The sequence below is a fragment of the Xanthomonas indica genome (genome assembly GCF_040529045.1).
Lineage (GTDB): Bacteria > Pseudomonadota > Gammaproteobacteria > Xanthomonadales > Xanthomonadaceae > Xanthomonas_A > Xanthomonas_A indica.
The window spans coordinates 4,771,260-4,789,054 of the sequence record NZ_CP131914.1; the positions used below are offsets into that span (position 1 = coordinate 4,771,260).

Annotated in this window: 14 protein-coding genes; 6 read left to right on the top strand and 8 right to left on the bottom strand. The window is 71.0% G+C overall.

The genetic code is table 11. From position 1 onward, the window contains the following. Positions 1–549 precede the first annotated feature (549 nt). Positions 550–2,745, top strand: a complete 2,196-nt coding sequence (locus Q7W82_RS20380) for a primosomal protein N' (protein ID WP_242160005.1) — start codon at positions 550–552, stop codon at positions 2,743–2,745. Between the two features lie 352 nt (positions 2,746–3,097). Here Q7W82_RS20380 and Q7W82_RS20385 read toward each other — a convergent pair whose 3' ends face one another. Then, positions 3,098–4,831 carry a VanW family protein gene (locus Q7W82_RS20385; RefSeq protein WP_242160004.1) on the bottom strand — a complete coding sequence of 578 codons (1,734 nt, stop codon included), beginning with the start codon at positions 4,829–4,831 and terminating at the stop codon, positions 3,098–3,100. Between the two features lie 195 nt (positions 4,832–5,026). On the opposite strand from Q7W82_RS20385, the gene Q7W82_RS20390 reads away from it, so the two are divergent. Beyond that, complete coding sequence (locus Q7W82_RS20390) at positions 5,027–6,331, top strand: NAD(P)/FAD-dependent oxidoreductase (protein WP_242160003.1); 1,305 nt, start codon at positions 5,027–5,029, stop codon at positions 6,329–6,331. A gap of 58 nt (positions 6,332–6,389) precedes the next feature. Next, on the top strand, positions 6,390–7,007 hold the full coding sequence (locus Q7W82_RS20395) for a trimeric intracellular cation channel family protein (RefSeq protein WP_242160002.1): 618 nt from the start codon (positions 6,390–6,392) through the stop codon (positions 7,005–7,007). Between the two features lie 127 nt (positions 7,008–7,134). Here Q7W82_RS20395 and rpoH read toward each other — a convergent pair whose 3' ends face one another. The 6 genes from rpoH to rhlB all read right to left on the bottom strand — a co-directional run bounded on the left by rpoH (position 7,135) and on the right by rhlB (position 13,302). Continuing rightward, positions 7,135–8,013, bottom strand: coding sequence for an RNA polymerase sigma factor RpoH (rpoH, locus tag Q7W82_RS20400; protein ID WP_242160001.1), 879 nt, complete (start codon positions 8,011–8,013; stop codon positions 7,135–7,137). 220 nt (positions 8,014–8,233) lie between these two features. Then, a complete protein-coding gene (ung, locus tag Q7W82_RS20405; RefSeq protein ID WP_019796062.1) occupies positions 8,234–8,965 on the bottom strand; it encodes a uracil-DNA glycosylase in 732 nt (243 codons plus the stop codon). A gap of 28 nt (positions 8,966–8,993) precedes the next feature. Further along, on the bottom strand, positions 8,994–9,836 hold the full coding sequence (locus tag Q7W82_RS20410; RefSeq protein ID WP_160965925.1) for a response regulator: 843 nt from the start codon (positions 9,834–9,836) through the stop codon (positions 8,994–8,996). Between the two features lie 7 nt (positions 9,837–9,843). After that, positions 9,844–10,788 (bottom strand): permease-like cell division protein FtsX, encoded by a 945-nt coding sequence (gene ftsX, locus Q7W82_RS20415; protein WP_242160000.1) that lies wholly within the window; start codon positions 10,786–10,788, stop codon positions 9,844–9,846. Next, a complete protein-coding gene (gene ftsE, locus Q7W82_RS20420) occupies positions 10,785–11,471 on the bottom strand; it encodes a cell division ATP-binding protein FtsE (protein ID WP_242159999.1) in 687 nt (228 codons plus the stop codon). The genes ftsX and ftsE overlap by 4 nt, the downstream gene beginning before the upstream one ends. Before the next feature lie 73 nt (positions 11,472–11,544). Next, on the bottom strand, positions 11,545–13,302 hold the full coding sequence (rhlB, locus tag Q7W82_RS20425; protein WP_242159998.1) for an ATP-dependent RNA helicase RhlB: 1,758 nt from the start codon (positions 13,300–13,302) through the stop codon (positions 11,545–11,547). Positions 13,303–13,504: 202 nt separating this feature from the next. Between rhlB and trxA the strand changes: the two genes are divergently transcribed. The 3 genes from trxA to Q7W82_RS20440 all read left to right on the top strand — a co-directional run bounded on the left by trxA (position 13,505) and on the right by Q7W82_RS20440 (position 16,792). Then, on the top strand, positions 13,505–13,846 hold the full coding sequence (trxA, locus tag Q7W82_RS20430; protein ID WP_017908556.1) for a thioredoxin TrxA: 342 nt from the start codon (positions 13,505–13,507) through the stop codon (positions 13,844–13,846). Between the two features lie 242 nt (positions 13,847–14,088). Beyond that, on the top strand, positions 14,089–15,867 hold the full coding sequence (gene rho / locus Q7W82_RS20435; protein WP_242159997.1) for a transcription termination factor Rho: 1,779 nt from the start codon (positions 14,089–14,091) through the stop codon (positions 15,865–15,867). A gap of 157 nt (positions 15,868–16,024) precedes the next feature. Then, complete coding sequence (locus tag Q7W82_RS20440; protein WP_242159996.1) at positions 16,025–16,792, top strand: hypothetical protein; 768 nt, start codon at positions 16,025–16,027, stop codon at positions 16,790–16,792. A gap of 65 nt (positions 16,793–16,857) precedes the next feature. Here Q7W82_RS20440 and Q7W82_RS20445 read toward each other — a convergent pair whose 3' ends face one another. Then, positions 16,858–17,751 (bottom strand): energy transducer TonB, encoded by an 894-nt coding sequence (locus tag Q7W82_RS20445; protein ID WP_242159995.1) that lies wholly within the window; start codon positions 17,749–17,751, stop codon positions 16,858–16,860. Positions 17,752–17,795: the final 44 nt, after the last annotated feature.

Sequence of the window (17,795 nt, forward strand, 5' to 3'; positions counted from 1 at the left end):
AGGCCGCGATCGGCTCACTGGCGGCCGTCGCGACGGCGGGTTGTGCACAGCACCGGAAATTGGCCCGGGACAGGTCTTGTCAAGCCCCCGCGAAACCATGTTGCATCTGTGTTTCACGGCCAACTTGTTGTTTTGAAAGAAATAAAAGAGATTGGCGCTTTTTTGTCCAACTCGTGGCAGAGGCTTGTGAGTCCGTCTTCACGGCGTGGAGCATGCCCGTCATGCACAGCTTTATCCACAGCAGATGTGGATAAATTCGATTCTCCAAGCGCGGCAGCTATTTACGACCGGTTTATCACTTTGCAGGCAGCAATCGCGCGCAACTCCCGGCACCCGGGACCCGCTTGCCACGGCCCCTAGGGCGTGTCACCAAGCCCCGAGCATGCCGCGCCGCGATTGCGCGTGCCTGTGGCAAGGAAGAGCGAGGACGTGGACGTGCGTCCACGCCCGAGCGATGACGCGGCCACGGGCGCGCGCAACCGCGGCCCTTCGGGTTGGGTCTGGCAGGCGGCACACTCGGGAATTGGTGGCACGCCCTAGACTAGGTGGATGCCCTCCCCCGCCGCCACGCTCCGCGTCGCCCTGCCCGTGCCGCTGCCGCACCTGTTCGACTACCTGCCGCCGCCCGGCGACACGGTCGCCGACGGCGATGTCGGCCGCCGCGTGCAGGTGCCGTTCGGCAACCGCGAACTGAGTGGCGTGGTGGCCGCGATCGGCCAGGTCGAGGACGCCGACGGCCTGCGCGCCGCGCTGGCCTGGCTGGACCCGGCGCCGTTGCTGCACGGCGAACTGGCCGAGTCGCTGCGCTGGCTGGCGCGCTACAGCCACGCGCCGCTGGGCGAGGTACTGGCCACGGCGTTGCCGGTGCAGCTGCGCCGTGGCGAGCCGCTGCCCGACACCCACGCCTGGGCCTGGCGCCTGACCGAGGCCGGCGCCAGCCACCGTGCCCGTCCCGGCACCCGTCCGCATCGCTTCGCCGCGCTGCTGGCGGCCGGCGCCATGGACGAGGACCGGCTGGACCAAGCGATGGACGACTGGCGCAGCGCCGCGCGCGCGCTGGCCAAGCGGGGGCATGCCGAACGCATCGCGGTGCCGGCCAGCGCCGCGGCGCCGCAGCCGCAGCCGCAGCCCGGGCCGGTGCCCAATGCCGAACAGCAGGACGCCATCGACGCGGTGGTCGCCGCTGCCGGCTTCGCGCCGTTCCTGCTCGACGGCGTCACCGGCAGCGGCAAGACCGAGGTCTACCTGCAGGCGATCGCCGCCTGCCTGGCGCGCGGCCGCCAGGCGCTGGTGCTGGTGCCGGAGATCGGCCTGACCCCGCAGACCCTGGCACGCTTCCGCGCCCGCCTCGGGGTACCCGTGCATGCGCTGCATTCCGGGCTCAACGACAACGAACGCGCCCGGGTCTGGGCCGCCGCCTGGCGCGGCGAGGCGCAGGTGGTGGTCGGCACCCGCTCGGCGGTGTTCGTGCCGCTGCCGCGGGCCGGCCTGATCGTGGTCGACGAGGAACACGACGGCAGCTACAAGCAGCAGGACGGCATCCGCTACCACGCCCGCGATTTCGCCCTGGTCCGCGGCAAGGCGCTGGACGTACCGGTGCTGCTGGGCAGCGCCACGCCGTCGCTGGAAAGCCTGCACAACGCCGCCAGCGGCCGCTACGCGCACCTGCGCCTGACTCGCCGCGCCGGCGACGCCAAGCCGCCGACGGTGCGCGTGCTCGACGTGCGCAAGCGCCCGCTGCAGGACGGCCTGTCGCCGGAGGTGCTGGCCGGCATCGGCACGGCACTGGCCGAAGGCGGCCAGGTGCTGGTGTTCAAGAACCGCCGCGGCTATGCGCCGGTGCTGCTGTGCCACGACTGCGGCTGGACCGCGCCGTGCCAGCGCTGCAGCACGCCGCTGCACGCCACGCCGATGACCGTGCACGCCGGCGGCCGGCGCCTGCAATGCCACCACTGCGGCGCGCGCCAGCCGGCGCCGCTGGCCTGCCCGGATTGCGGCAGCCTGGCGCTGCAGCCGCAGGGCATCGGCACCGAACGCCTGGAAGAACGCCTGGTGCAGGCATTCCCGGACGTCCCGGTGCTGCGCATCGACCGCAGCACCACCCAGCGCCGCGACGCGCTGGAGACGCAACTGGCCACGCTCGGCAGCGCGCCCGGCATCCTGGTCGGCACGCAGATCCTGGCCAAGGGCCACGACCTGCCGCAGCTGAGCCGGGTGGTGGTGGTGGGCATCGACGAAGGCTTGTTCTCGGCCGATTTCCGCGCCAGCGAGAAGCTGGCACAGCAGTTGATCCAGGTCGCCGGGCGCGCCGGCCGCGCCGCTCGCCCGGGCGAGGTCTGGCTGCAGACCCACCACCCCGCACATCCGCTGCTGCAGACCCTGGTGCACGGCGGCTACCACGCCTTCGCCGCCGCGGAACTGGAGCAGCGCGAGGCCGCCGGCTTCCCCCCGTTTGCGCACCTGGCGCTGCTGCGCGCCGAGGCCAAGCAGGTCGAACACGCCAACGCCTTCCTCGCCGCCGTGCGCGCGTTGCTGCCGGTGCAGGACGAGGTGCAGCGCTTTGGCCCGATGCCGGCGCCGATGCCGCGCCGCGCCGGCTTCCAGCGCACCCAGTTGCTGCTCTCGGCCAGCACGCGGCGCGCGCTGCACGCGTTGCTGGACACGGCGGTGCCGGCGATCCACGCGCTGCCGCAGGCACGGCGGGTGCGCTGGTCACTGGATGTGGATCCGCAGGATCTGTACTGAGGCGGGTACGCATCACGCCCAAGATACCCGCCACAACGTCGACCAACGTCGCCAAGCCGATGGTGTGCCCGTCGCGCATGGATGAAGCCGCAGATCGCCACACTCCAATGTGCGATTCCATTCCGCGCGATTCCGCGCGATCCGGTTCCGTAGGAGCGGCTTCAGCCGCGACGAGGCGTTACCGGGAAAGCCTGTCGCGGCTGAAGCCGCTCCTACGAGGCAATGGCGTGTGTTGCCGGCGCGCCGCAGGGAGTGCCCAGAGATTGCCTGAAAGCCGTTTCAAACGAGCAGCGCCTCAACGTGGCGAAGCAATCGCTGCCCCTGCAGGCGACTGCAACGCCCTCGTGTTCGCTCAACCCGCCAGGCCCAATGCCTCCACCACCTGCGTGCGCAGCGCGGCGCTGTCACCGGCTTCCACGCAGCGCCACGCGCCATCGTCCGCGGCCAGGCCGCAGGCGGCGGTGGCGATCACCGGTTTGCCCAGCGCCATGGCCAGCAGCAGCCCGCGCGGCTGCTGTTCGATCCAGGCCGGCAGCAGCACCAGCGTGGCCGCACGCACGCCCTCGGCCATCGAGGCGACGCGCTGCACGTCGACGCCGTTCCAGAAGTCCGGCGTTTCCTGCGCGCCGGGCGGCAGCAGCAACAGCAGCGGCAGGCCACGTAACGCTTCGCGCAATTCGTAGGCGCCTTTGCGCGCCAGCGCCGAGGCTGCCAACAGCACCCGCGGCGCGGTGTCCGCGATGGCGACCGTATGCCCTGCCGCGACCGCCGCGAGCGGCGGCCGTTGCCATGCCAGCGCGAGACCGCGGCTACCAGCCAGCGCCAGCAGTTCGCGGTGCGGCGTGATCCAGTGCCGCGCCTGCGTCAGTGCCGCGCGCTCGGCGGCGACCAGCGCCGGATCGGCGCGGAAATCGCGCAGGGTGGGGCTGTGCGGATGCCGCTGCGCGGCTACGTCCAGGCGCGCCTGCAGCAGGTGCATCGGCAAGGCGGTCATGTACACGTCCCAGCGCCGCCCCTGCAGTTCGCCGGCCAGCCACAACTCCGGCAACAGGCTCTGCGGCACCACCAGATCGACGTCGCGTGCGCCCAGCCGGCGCCGCAGCGCCTGCAGGCGGATGCGCTGCGCGCGCTGGCGCGCCTGCGGCAACGGCATGCCGCGCCACAGCCACCAGCGCCGCATCAGCGCGGCGTGCAAGGCCGCGGCACTGGTGCGCGGCAACGCCAGCACGCGGTCGCCCGGCTGCCGCCGGCGCCGGCGGTCCTCGACGAACTCCGGCCAGTCCTCGTCCACCAGCCAGGTGCGGTGCAGACCGTCGGGCACCGCCGCCACATGGCGATGGCAGGCGCTGCGGCCGCAGCGGGTGCAGTCGTCGGCGGCATCGACGCCGGCGGGCGCGGTGCGGCGCTGCAGCGGCGGCAACGGCAATGCCGCCGGCGCCGCGGCACCGCCGCGGATACGCACGTGCAGCGCCTCGCCGTCCAGCCACACTTCCAGCCGCCACGGCGCGGCGGCGCGCAGGCGCAGGTCCACGTAGTTCCAGAACACCACCGCATCGCGGTCGCGCTCGGCCAGGGAGCCGGCAATCACCTGGGTATGGCGGTGTCGCTCGACGATCTCCAGGCCCTGCCGCAGCGCCGCGTCGTAGATCGCATTGGACAGCTGGCACAGGCCGCCGCCGATCGACGGCACCAGGCAGCCCTCGCGCAGTTCGCGGCCGGCGACGAAGCCGCGACGGCGCGTGGCGCGGCCCAGTTGGCGCCAGAAACTGAAGGTCGCCCCGGCCGGCACTTCCACGCCGTGCAGCGCACGCGCGGCCAGGCGCAGGTTGTGGATCTTGCCGGCCACCAGCTGCGCTGCGGTCTCCTCGCTGTCGGGCCACAGCGCGGTGACCGATTCGGCGCAGGCGGCATCGGCGATCGCCAGGCCGCCATCGCGGCGATGCCGGCGCGGGCCATCGCGCAGATCGTCCAGCGCGCGGCGCAATTGCAGCGCGCGGGTCTTCGCCCAGAACAGCAGGCTGCGCCAGCGCGACGGCAGCGGCACCTGCAACGGCACCGAAGCGCGCGGCTTCACTGTCGCCGACATGACCGTGCGTTTTCTCTGTCGCTGACCGCGCTTGGCATCGCGCTACTATACGAGCATGCAGGTCCGGCCTTCGACGATCGCGCAGCGCCCCATCGGCAGCGCGCGTTCCGGCGAATCGGTGCGCCGCGCGACTGCCACGCGACCGCCGCGCCGACACCGGACGCCTCCTCTCCCCTCCCCCTCCTGGAGTCCTGCATGGACGACACACGCGTGCCGCACCTGATCGTGGTCGGCGGCGGCTTCGCCGGCTTGTGGGCCACCCGCGCCCTGGCCAAGTCACCGCTGCGCATCACCCTGATCGACCGCCGCAACCATCACTTGTTCCAGCCGCTGCTGTACCAGGTCGCCACCGCCGGCCTCTCGGCACCGGACATCGCCGCGCCGCTGCGGCAGATCCTGCGCCACCAGGACAACGTCGAAGTGCGCCTGGGCGAAGTGGTCCACATCGACAAGCAGGCGCGGCAGGTGCGCCTGGCCGATGGCCAGGCCCTGGACTACGACTACCTGTTGGTCGCCACCGGCGCCACCCATGCCTATTTCGGCCACGACGACTGGGCGGCGCACGCGCCGGGCCTGAAGACCCTGGATGATGCGCTGCAGTTGCGCCGGCACCTGCTGCTGGCGTTCGAGCGTGCCGAAGCGGAAACCGATCCGGCCGCACGCGCGGCCTGGCTCAGCTTCGCCATCGTCGGCGGCGGCCCCACCGGCGTCGAGCTGGCCGGCACCCTGGCCGAGATCGCCCGGCACACGCTCAAGCACGAGTTCCGCCGCATCGACCCGGCCGAGGCGCGGGTGCGGCTGATCGAGGCCGGCCCGCGGGTGTTGTCCTCCTTCCCCGAGCACCTCTCGGACAAGGCGCAGAAGCAGTTGGAAAAGCTCGGCGTGGAAGTGCTGACCGGGGTGCCGGTCGCCGACATCGACGCCAGCGGCTATCGCCTGGGCAGCACCTTCGTGCCGGCGCGCACCGTGGTCTGGGCCGCCGGCGTGGCCGCCTCGCCACTGGCGAAGACGCTGCAGACGCCGCTGGACCGCAGCGGTCGCGTGCAGGTGCAGCCGGACCTGAGCGTGCCCGGCCATCCGGAGCTGTTCGTCGCCGGCGACCTGGCCGCGGTGCAGCAGGCCGACGGCCGCCCGGTGCCGGGCGTGGCGCCGGCCGCCAAGCAGATGGGCCGGCACGTCGCCGATACCCTGCGCCGGCGGCTGCGCGGCGACGCCCGCAGCACGCCGTTCCGCTATGCCGACTACGGCAACCTGGCCACCATCGGGCGCATGGCCGCGATCGTGCACCTGGGCCGGCTGCAGCTCTCCGGCGTGCTGGCCTGGTGGTTCTGGCTGGCCGCGCACGTGTTCTTCCTGATCGGCTTCCGCAACCGCGTGGTGGTACTGCTCAACTGGGCCTGGGCGTATTGGAGCTACCAGCGCGCCGCACGCATCATCCTCGGCGACCCGCCCGCGGCGGAGGACACGCAGGCACAGGCCGCGCCGCCCGCGGACAGGTGACACTGCGGGACGGGGCTGCGATCCTAGCCGGCCTTTTTGCTGCGGCGCAGTCCCCGTCTTGGCGACCTTCCTGTTCCTGCTCGACCTGCTGGGCACCTTCGTGTTCGCGATCAGCGGCGCCACCGTCGGCGTGCGCCATCGCCTGGACCTGTTCGGCGTGCTGGTGCTGTCGTGCGCGGCGGCGGTCTCCGGCGGCATCGCCCGCGACGTGCTGATCGGCGCCACCCCGCCGGCGGCGCTGGCCGATGTGCGCTATCTCGGTGTCGCCTGCCTGGCCGGGCTGCTGGCGTTCTACCGTCACCACACGGTCGAGCGCCTGCGCAATCCGGTGCAGATCTTCGACGCGATGGGCCTGGCGCTGTTCGCGGTCTACGGCACCAGCAAGGCGCTGGCGTTCGGCCTGGGGCCGCTCAGCGCGACCTTGCTGGGCATGCTCAGCGGCATCGGCGGCGGCATCGTCCGCGACCTGCTGGTGGCGCGCACGCCGGTGGTACTGCAGGCCGAACTGTACGCGGTGGCGGCCCTGCTCGGCGGCGGCGTGGTCGCCGCGGCGCAGGTGCTGCACCTGCCGCAGCCCTGGGGCCTGGCCGTGGGCGCGGTGCTGTGCTTCGGCCTGCGCTTCATGGCGATCCGCTACGGCTGGCACCTGCCGGTGGCGCGCCCGCCGGAGGCGTAGCCCGGCCGCTGGCGGGGTGCGCTTGCGCACTGCGCAGGCGCCAGTCCGCGGTGGCGCCCAGCGACAAAAGGAAAGGCCCGGCAATGCCGGGCCTTTTCGCGCAATGCAAACGATCGTCGCGGGCGGATCAGGCGACGAACAGCGCCTTCATCTTCTTTAGCGCGTTCGCCTCGATCTGGCGGATGCGCTCGGCCGACACGCCGTACTCGTCGGCCAGTTCCTGCAGGGTGATCTTGCTGTCGGCATCCAGCCAGCGGCGCTTGATGATGTCGCGCGAACGCGCATCCAGTTCCGCCAGGCCTTCGCGCAGCAGCTGCAGCTGGTTGTCCTCGCTGTCGGCGCGCTCATAGGCCTGCGAGGGATCTTCCTCGTTGGCCATCAGATACGCGGCCGGCGACGGCGGCGCGTGGTCGTCGTCCTCGTCGGACGGCGCATCGAAGCCGATATCGCGACCGGACAGGCGCGACTCCATCTCCAGCACCTCGCGCTCGGACACGTTGAGGTCCTTGGCCACCGCGGTGACCTCGGCCGCGTTCATCCAGCCCAGACGGGTCTTGGACTTGCGCAGGTTGAAGAACAGCTTGCGCTGCGCCTTGGTCGTGGCGACCTTGACGATGCGCCAGTTCTTCAGGATGTACTCGTGCATCTCGGCACGGATCCAGTGCACCGCGAAGCTGACCAGGCGCACGCCCATGTCCGGGTCGAAGCGCTTGACCGCCTTCATCAGGCCGATGTTGCCTTCCTGGATCAGGTCGCCCAGCGGCAGGCCGTAGCCGTTGTAGCCGCGGGCCACGTGCACCACGAAGCGCAGGTGGGAATGGACCAGTTCGCGGGCCGCGTCCAGGTCTTCCTGGTCGCGATACCGCACCGCCAGTGCATGTTCCTCGTCGGACGTCAGCACCGGGATCTGGTGCACGGCGCCGATGTAGGCATCCAGCGAACCGAGCGGACTGGGAATCGGGAGGTTGTTGGCAACCAATGCGTTGGTAGTAAGAGTCTGGCTCATAGGGCTCATCTTAGCAGTCTACTAATTGGACTGCTGGGTACAGTAAAAAGTTCCTGTGTTCTGTTTATGCAACATTCGACTCAGGAATGGCACTGCATCACAAGCCATTGAAACAATCGGGGTCGGCATCATCGTCCCGCTATCTGACCGCCAAACTAGCATTCGGTTCGCGAAAATGGCGTCCACGGCCGGCGACAGCGCCGTTGCGTCCACCCGGGGTTCAGGCGCCGCGCAGGGCCGCCTCCAGTTCGGCGCGCGGCGGCAGGCTCCAGTCGATCGGGGTGGCGCCGCGCCGCCGCAGGTACTCGTTGGCCGCCGAGAAATGCTTGCAGCCGAGGAAGCCGCGGTGCGCCGACAGCGGCGAGGGGTGCGGCGCCTTGAGCACGCGGTGGCGACGGGTATCGATGACCTTGCCCTTGGCCTGGGCGTAGCTGCCCCAGAGCAGGAACACCAGGCCCTCGCGTTCGCGGTTGAGGGTCTCCACCACGTGGTCGGTGAAGCCCTCCCAGCCCTTGCCCTGGTGCGCGCCAGCGCGGCCTTCCTCCACCGTCAGCACCGCGTTGAGCAGCAGCACGCCGCGCTGCGCCCACGGCAGCAGGCAGCCGTGGTCCGGCCGGCGGATGCCCAGGTCGTCCTCGATCTCCTTGTAGATGTTCAGCAGCGACGGCGGCACCGGCACCCCGGGCAGCACCGAGAAGCACAGCCCGTGCGCCTGGCCATAGCCGTGGTACGGGTCCTGGCCGAGGATCACCACCTCCACCCGCTCGAACGGGGTGGCGTCGAAGGCGGCGAAGATCTGCCGCCCCGGCGGGAATACCCGCGCACCGGCGGCCTTGCGCTGGCGCAGGAACGTGGCCAGCTCGCGCATCTCCGGGCGCAGCAGCCAGTCGCCGACCTGCGCCTTCCACGACGGCTCCAGTTGGATCCGGCTTTCGTCTTCGTTGTTGCTCATCGCTTCCAGGCTCGGGACATCACATCGGTCAGAAGGTCACCGCGATCTCGTCGAGCCGGGCCAGGCGCAGCTGGAACAGCACCTTGGTGACCAGCAGGCGCTCTTCGATCGGTTTCTGCACCAGGTCGTTGGCGCCGGCGCGCAACAGCTCGGACTGGGTGTGCGGGTTGCTGTCGCCGGTCATCACCAGCACCGGCATGCGCCGCTTGCCGTAGGCGAAGTCGACGCGGATGCGCTGGACCACGTCGCGACCGTTGAGTTCGCCCTTGAGGGTGACGTCGGTCAGCACCAGGTCGATGCGGCGGGTGGTGCGGCCCAGCGACTCGGCGGTGAGCAGGGCGAACGCGTCCTCGGCGCTGAGCACGTGCACCACGTGCAGGTGCTGGCGTTCGAGCATGCGCTTGGTCGCCTCGGCCACCACCCGGCTGTCCTCGACGTAGAGCACGGTGGCGCCGGCCACCGGCTGCGGCTGCACGTAGCCGCGGATGAAGGTCGCCAGCGCCTCGTGGCCGAGCGCCTTGTCGAAGTAGTCGGTGACGTATTCGGTGAAGCGGCGCTCGACCAAGTGCTGCTGGGCGTCGCCGGAAACCACGATCACCGGCACGTAGGCCTGGCCAGCGGCCTCGCGCACGCTGCGCGCCAGGGTCAGGCCGTCGCCGTCGGGCAGCCCCAGCGAGGTGGTGACCAGGTCGACCGGGCCGGCCTCCAGCGCGGCGCGCGCCTCGGCGATGCTGGCGCAGCCGACCACGGTCACGTCGGGCAGTTCGCGGTGCAGCACGTCGGCGATCAGCTTGCGCACCAGCTTCGAGCCATCGACCACCATCACCCGCGGGGCGGCGCTGATCAGATGCTTGAGCTCGTGCCCGGCCATGTGCGCCTCAGGTGTCGGTGGGCCGCGTCTGGCGCAGGAAGTGGCCGGTCACCAGCCAGGCGCCGAGCCAACCCAGCAGCAGGGTGCCGAGCAGGACGAACCCGGCGTGCAGCGCGTCCAGCCCGTGCAGCACGAAATGGCTGCCGTAGCTGTCGGCCAGCGCCGCCAGCGGCTGACCCAGGGCCATCCCGGAGGCGGCGAGCAGGCCCAGCGCCAGCACCCCGGCGCCGAAACCGTACCAGGCGCCCAGGTACAGGAACGGGCGGCGGATGAAGCCGTCGCTGGCGCCGAGCAGCTGCAATACGCCGATCTCCTCGCGCCGCGACTGGATGTCCAGGCGCACGGTGTTGCCGACCACCAGCACCGCACCGGCGCCGAGCAGCAGCGACAGCACCTGCACCAGGCGTTCGCCGAAATGCAGCCAGCCGTCCAGGCGCTTGCGCCACAGCGCGTCGTGCTGGACCAGGTCGGCCTGCGGCAGCGCGGTCAGCGCGGTCGCCAGCGGGGTGTCGTCGGCCGCGGCCGGGGTGACGATCAGCAGCGTCGGCAGCGGGTTGTCCTGCAGCGCGTCCAGCGCCTCGCCCAGGCCGGCGCTGTCCCGCAGCTCGGACATGCCCTCGGCGGGCGTGCGCAGCGTCACCGCGGCCACGTCGCCACGGCCGCGCAGAGTCTGCGCCAGCGCCTGCGCCGCGGTGGCGTCGACGTCGGTCTTCAGGAACACGTTGATGTCGCGCGACTGCTGCACGCTGCCGGCGAACTGCTTGAGGTTGTCCAGGGCGATCGACAGGCCCAGCGGCAGGGTCAGCGCCAGCGCCATCACCGCCATGGTCAGCAGCGTCGCCCACGGCTTGCGCATGGCGCGGCCAAGGCTGTAGACGATGCTGTGCAGGTGGTGGTCCCACCACACGCCCAGCCGCGAGGGCGCCGCGGCGCCGGCATTGCGCGCGCTCATTCGGCCAGGTCCTGCGGCGAGATGTCGTCGACTAGGCGGCCGTGGTCCAGGATCAGCACGCGCTTGCGCATCTGCTTGAGCAGGGCCAGGTCGTGGCTGACCACCAGCACGCTGGTGCCGCGCGCCGGCAGTTCGGCGAACAGTTGCATGATTTCCGCGGCCAGGGTCGGGTCGAGGTTGCCGGTGGGTTCGTCGGCGACCAGCAGTCGCGGCTCGCCGACCATCGCCCGGGCGATGCCGACGCGCTGCTGCTCGCCGGCCGACAGCTGCGAGGGCAGCGCCTTCTCGCGGTGGCCCAGGCCCATGCGCTCGAGCACCGAGCGCACGCGCTTGCCGATCTCGGCGCGGCGGGTGCCGCGCAGGATCAGCGGCAGGGCGACGTTCTCGGCGATGCTGCGGTCGGTGAGCAGGCGGTGGTCCTGGTAGACCACGCCGACCTCGCGCCGGTGCAGCGGCACGCGGCGACCGCGCACCTTCAGCAGGTTGCGCTCGCCGAACAGCACGGCGCCGCGCGAGGGCCGCTCGCTCAGGTGGATCAGCTTGAGCAAGGTGCTCTTGCCGGCACCGGAATGGCCGGTGACGAACAGCATCTCGCCCTCCTCGACCTCGAAGCTGACGTCCACCAGCGCCGCGTGGCCGCCGGCGTACTGTTTGCTGACATTGTCGAACCGCAGAACGCTCATCCGGCGATTATGCCGGAGCGGCCGGGGTGTTCGTCCACCGCGCGCGTCGCACGCGGCGGACGGCCGGCCCGGCTCAGGAGCTGGACACCAGCGAGCGCAGCTTGCGGCCCAGGCGGGTCAGGAACGAATCGTTCTTCGCCGCCGCGCCGCGCTCGGCCTGGCGCGCGGCCTTGACCGGGGTGGCCACGACCTGCACCGGCTTGGCCGGGGCCGCGGTCGCCGGAGCGGCGCTGCCGTTGCCGGCCGGTGCACCCTCGGCACCTTCCAGCGGGCGCCCGCCGCGACGGCGACGGCGCTTGCGCGGAGGACGCTCGCCCTCGACCGCGGGCGCTGCGCCCTCGGCCGGCGCAGCACGCGGCGGCTTGGGGGCAGGCGCCGGCGCGGCGGCAGCCGGCGCAGTGCCGTCGGCCGCAGCGGCCGTGGCATCGGCCGGACGCGGCGTGCGCGGACGCCGCGGCTTGCCGTCGGCGCTGCGCGACTCGCCACGGCCGCCCGGGCCGCTGCGGCCGCCGCCGGGCTTGCCGCGACCGCCGCCACGACGCTGTTCGTCGGCTTCGCGCTGGGCGCGGGCTTCGCGGAAGATCTCGCCGATGCTCTCGTCGCCGTCGGCCTCGGCAGCCTCGCCCTCCACCGGCGCGCGCGGGGTGCGCGGCAGCGCCACCAGCAGTTCGGCGGTGACCGGCTCGACCGGGATCTTCTGCTCGATGTAGGCCTCGATGTCCGGCAGACTCATCGCGTAGCGCTCGCAGGCGAAGCTGATCGCGTCGCCTTCCTCGCCCAGCCGCGCGGTGCGGCCGATGCGGTGCACGTAGTCCTCGGCGTCGAACGGCAGGTCGTAGTTGTAGACGTACTTGACCCCGTCGATGTGCAGGCCGCGCGCGGCCACGTCGGTGGCCACCAGGATCTCCAGTTGGCCCTTCTGGAAGCGGTTGAGCAGGGTCTCGCGCTTCTTCTGCGGCACATCGCCGGACAGCACGCCGACCCGGTAGCCGTTGCGCTCCAGCGCGCGCGCCACGCGCTCGACGAACGCCTTGGTGTTGACGAACACCATGGTCCGCGCGCCCTCGCTGCGCGACAGCAGGCCCAGCAGCAGGGTCAGCTTCTCCTCGTCGGAGGGGAAGTAGATGCGCTGGCGCACGCGTGCGGCGGTGATGCTCTCGGTCTCGACCACGAGCTTTTCCGGCTCGTTCATGTGCTCGTAGGCCAGTTCCAGCACGCGGTGGCTGAGGGTGGCCGAGAACAGCAGAGTCTGGCGGGTGCCGCGCTCGGGCATGCGCCGCAGCAGGAAGCGGATGTCCTTGATGAAGCCCAGGTCGAACATGCGGTCGGCTTCGTCGAGCACGCAGATCTCGCAGGCGTGCAGCGAAACTACCTTGTGCTGCTTGACGTAGTCGATCAGGCGGCCGGGGGTGGCGATGATCACGTCCACGCCCTGCTGCAGCAGTTCGCGCTGCTTGTCGTAGTCCACGCCGCCGTAGACCAGGGCGAAGCGCAGGCCCAGCTCGGAGCCGAACTTCACCGCGTCCTTGTGGATCTGGATCGCCAGTTCGCGGGTCGGGGCCAGGATCAGCGCGCGCGGATCCTCCGGCTTGCGGTCGGCCAGCGCCGGGCGGCTGAGCAGGCGGTTCATCACCGCCACCAGGAACGCCAGGGTCTTGCCGGTGCCGGTCTGGGCCTGGCCGGCCACGTCGCGGCCGGGAAGGGCCACCGGCAGGGTCAGCGCCTGGATCGGGGTGCAGCGGGTGAAGCCGGCGCTTTCGAGCCCTGCGAGCAGCGCAGGATGCAGGTCGAACGCGGAAAAAGTCACATCGGTCAGCGGTTTGTCGCTCATCATTCCATCTTCGTGAGGCCACCCCGCCCGAAGCGTAAGGTCGCGGCTTGCATCGGTCCCGGCAGCGTCGCACACTGGCGTCTTCCATGCCGGGTCGCGCGACAGGGGGAATCCCTTGAGTTCGCCGCGCAATGCCCCAGTTTACCGCAATGCGGCGGCCACCCGGTCCGGCCAGTCGCATTGGCCCAGGAGAACCCCCAAAGTGAGCGACAAGGTCCTTTACGTCGGCGACGCCGATTTCGATGCCACGGTGCTGCAGTCCGACGAGCCGGTCCTGGTGGACTTCTGGGCCGAGTGGTGCGGCCCGTGCAAGATGATCGCGCCGGTGCTGGACGACCTCGCCGACGCCTACGACGGCCGCCTCAAGGTCGCCAAGGTCAACGTGGACGAGAACCGCGCCACCGCGATCAAGTACCACGTGCGTTCGATCCCGATGCTGCTGCTGTTCAAGAACGGCCAGATCCAGGCCACCCAGATCGGCGCGGTCGGCAAGGGCCAGCTGACCCAGATGATCGACAAGACCCTGGGCGGCAGCGCCGCCTGACGCCCGCTGCCGGCGCCCGCTCCGCCACCGGAGCGGCGCCGCGGTACCCCGGCCGGCCTTGCGCCGCCGGCGGCTGAATCGCCCGCCAACGCCTGCTTGCCGTGCTTGCGCGGCGGTGATAGTGTCGATGCATCCGGTGGCATTCGCACACCGCACCCCCTCTGGAAGATTCTCTCCCAGACCTCCTCCCAACCCCGTATGCCCCCACGCTGGGCGCTCGCACTCTTAGCGAGGAACACCACTTGTCCGATCACACCATGTCCGAACCCGGGAGCGCCGACGCCCCCGCCGAGAAGCGCGTGCGCAAGCCGCGCGTCAGCAAGGCCGCGAGCGGCGCGGAAGGCGCCGCCGAGCACGGCGCGCCGGCGCAGCCGACCCTGCCGCTGAACCCCGCGCCGGCCCAGGCCGAGGCGCCGCGCGCCGCAGCGCCGGAGTCCGCCCCGGCCCCGGCCGCGAGCGGCAACCAGAGCCACGGCGGCGGCGACGCGCCGGCCCCTCAGGGCGGCGGCCAGGCGTCCGACGGCGGCGAGCCGCGCGAAGGCCGTGAGCCGCGCGACGGCGGCAACAACAACCGCTTCAACAATCAGAACCAGAACAACCAGCAGGGCAACCGCCGCGACCGCTTCCGCAATCGCCGCGACCGCGACCGCAACCAGCGCGGCGGCGACCGCTTCCAGGACAACGGCCTGCCCAGCGACAACGGCGGCAACGAGCCGTTCGTGCCGCGCCCGCACGCCAGCGTGCCGGAAGGCTTCCCGATCTACTCGCTGAGCGACCTGAAGAAGATGCCGGCGCAGAAGCTGCTGGACATCGCCGAGCAGCTCAACATCCAGGACGGCGTGGCCCGCGCGCGCAAGCAGGACGTGATCTTCGCCCTGCTGAAGGTGCTGACCCGCCACGGCGAAGGCGTCGCCGCCGACGGCGTGCTGGAAATCCTGCCGGACGGCTTCGGCTTCCTGCGCGCGGCCGAGGCCAGCTACCTGGCCGGCCCGGACGACACCTACATCTCGCCCAGCCAGATCCGCCGCTTCAACCTGCGCACCGGCGACCACCTGTCCGGCCGCATCCGCTTCCCGAAGGACGGCGAACGCTACTTCGCGCTGTCGATCGTCGACACCATCAACGGCGAACCGCTGGAAGCGAGCAAGAACAAGGTCCTGTTCGAGAACCTGACCGCGCTGTTCCCGCGCAAGCGCTTCACCCTGGAGCGCGGCAACGGTTCCTCGGAAGACATCTCCGGCCGCATCCTCGACCTGATGGCGCCGCAGGGCAAGGGCCAGCGCGCGCTGATCGTGTCCCCGCCCAAGGCCGGTAAGACCATGCTGATGCAGCAGGTGGCCACGGCGATCACCACCAACCATCCGGACGTGCACCTGATCGTGCTGCTGATCGACGAGCGTCCGGAAGAAGTGACCGAAATGCAGCGCACCGTGCGCGGCGAGGTCATCTCCTCGACCTTCGACGAGCCGGCCGCGCGCCACGTGCAGGTCGCCGAGATGGTGATCGAGCGCGCCAAGCGCCTGGTCGAACACAAGAAGGACGTGGTGATCCTGCTCGACTCGATCACCCGCCTGGCCCGCGCCTACAACAACGTGGTGCCCTCCTCCGGCAAGGTGCTCAGCGGCGGCGTCGACGCCAACGCCCTGCACCGCCCGAAGCGCTTCTTCGGCGCGGCGCGCAACGTCGAGGAAGGCGGCTCGCTGACCATCATCGCCACCGCGCTGGTGGAGACCGGCAGCAAGATGGACGAGGTGATCTACGAAGAGTTCAAGGGCACCGGCAACAGCGAAGTGCACCTGAACCGCCGTATCGCCGAGAAGCGCGTGTACCCGGCGATCGACATCAACCGCTCCGGCACCCGCCGCGAGGACCTGCTGATCGAGCCGGAACTGCTGCAGAAGATCTGGATCCTGCGCAAGCTGCTGCATCCGATGGACGAGATCGCGGCGATGGAATTCCTGCTGGACAAGATGAAGAACACCAAGTCCAACGACGAGTTCTTCGGTTCGATGAAGCGCTGAGTCCAGCGCCGGTTCGACCGCAACGCCCCGCTTCGGCGGGGCGTTCGCGTTCATGGCGGCGGTGAGGCGCTACCAGCGCCTGACCGCGCGGGGTCCGACGGTCTTTCGACGTGGGCGTGGGTGAGATGGGCGCCATTCGCCCGCCGCGTCCACCGCCATGCCCGCCCCTGCCAATCCCCCCGTCAGCAAGGTCGCCCCGGTCACCCTCGGCTTCTGGGTGATGAAGATCTGCGCCACCACCCTCGGCGAGACCGGCGGCGACCTGCTGTCGATGACCCTGGACATCGGCTATGCGCTGAGCAGCGTGCTGCTGCTGGCGGTGTTCCTGGTCTCGCTGTGGGCGCAGTTGCGCGCGCGGCAGTTCCAGCCGTGGCGGTACTGGTGGGTGATCCTGACCACCAGCACCGCCGGCACCACGCTGTCGGACTACATGGACCGCAGCCTGGGGCTGGGTTACGCGCAGGGCACGCTGCTGCTGGTCAGCCTGCTGGCCGCGGTGCTGGCGACGTGGTGGCTGTGCGAACGCAGCCTGTCGGTCGCGCGGATCGGCAGCGGCCGCGCCGAGGTCTTCTACTGGCTGGCGATCCTGGTCTCCAACACCCTAGGCACCGCGCTGGGCGATTACCTGGCCGACAGTTCCGGGCTGGGCTTCGCCGGCGGCGCGCTGCTGATCGCGGCGTTGCTGGCGGCGATCGCCCTGGCTTATGCCTTCACCCGCATCTCGCGCACGGCGCTGTTCTGGGCGGCGTTCGTGCTGACCCGCCCGTTCGGCGCCACCCTCGGCGATCTGCTGAGCAAGCCGGCCGGCAAGGGTGGCCTGGACCTGGGCACGGTCGGCGCGTCGTTGCTGCTGGCCGGGCTATTGCTGGCGGTGCTGGTCGTCTCGACACGCCGCCGCGACGACGAACGCCGCGCGGCGCGCTAGCGTCGGCCGGTCGCCGACCCAGGCCACCTGGCCGTCCCGGCCACCAGGCGGCAGGGGGTCGCCGCTCAGCCGCCCTGCAGCGGCGTCAGCAGGTGCGGGCCGGCGCCGTCGGCCATGTACACGCCGCCGGCCGGCAGCAGGTCCGGCGAGAAGCCGGTCGCGTCTTCGCCGGTGATCCAGGGAGCGCGCTGGCGCGGGCCGGGGATGTAGCTCATCCAGCGGCCGTAAGCCGACGGCGCACCCTGGCGGGACTGGTCGAGCAGCGCGTAATCGACCGGCACGCGCACGGTCCAGTAAGGCGCATCCACGTCCTTGCCTTCGCTCGGCGGGCGGAAGGTCCACTTGCGCGCCGCACCCAGCGCGCTCTTGCCCAGCACGTCGCGCAGTTGCTGCATCTGCCGCTCGGACGCCACCACGCGCAGGTTGACCTGCTCCACCGCGGCGTCGGCGACGCGACCATCGCGGCCCACCTTGAGCACCAGGTATGCCGATCCCGCGGCACCGACGCTGTAGGCGGCTTCCGGATAGGCCGGCGGCTTCATCTGGATCGAGGTGACCACGCTGCGGTCGTTGGGATCGTAGTGGCTGAAATCCGCACCGCGGATCTCGACCTGGTAGTCGTCGCCCTGCTGGCGCTTGGCGACCAGGCGCAGGGTCATCGGCGCACGCGCCGGAACGGGCTTGCCATCGCGCATGCCGGGCGCGAACGTCCACTGCATCACGGTGCTGCGGACGAAATCGACCACGCCCTTGGGCAGACGCTCCTGCTGGTCCAGCGCCAGTGCCGACACCTTGCCGCTGGGCTCGATATCGATGGTCCCGCTCACCAGCATGCTGCTCTCGATCTGCTTGCGCACCGCGCCGGGACCGACCCCGTCGGCGGCGACGGCGGCAAATGCCAGCAGCAGCGACAGCAGGGCGCTCCAGCGCCGCCACGAACAGAGAGATCGACGGTGCATCGCGCATTCCTTTGCCTGAGATGAGGCGCCGATTACACCGCAGT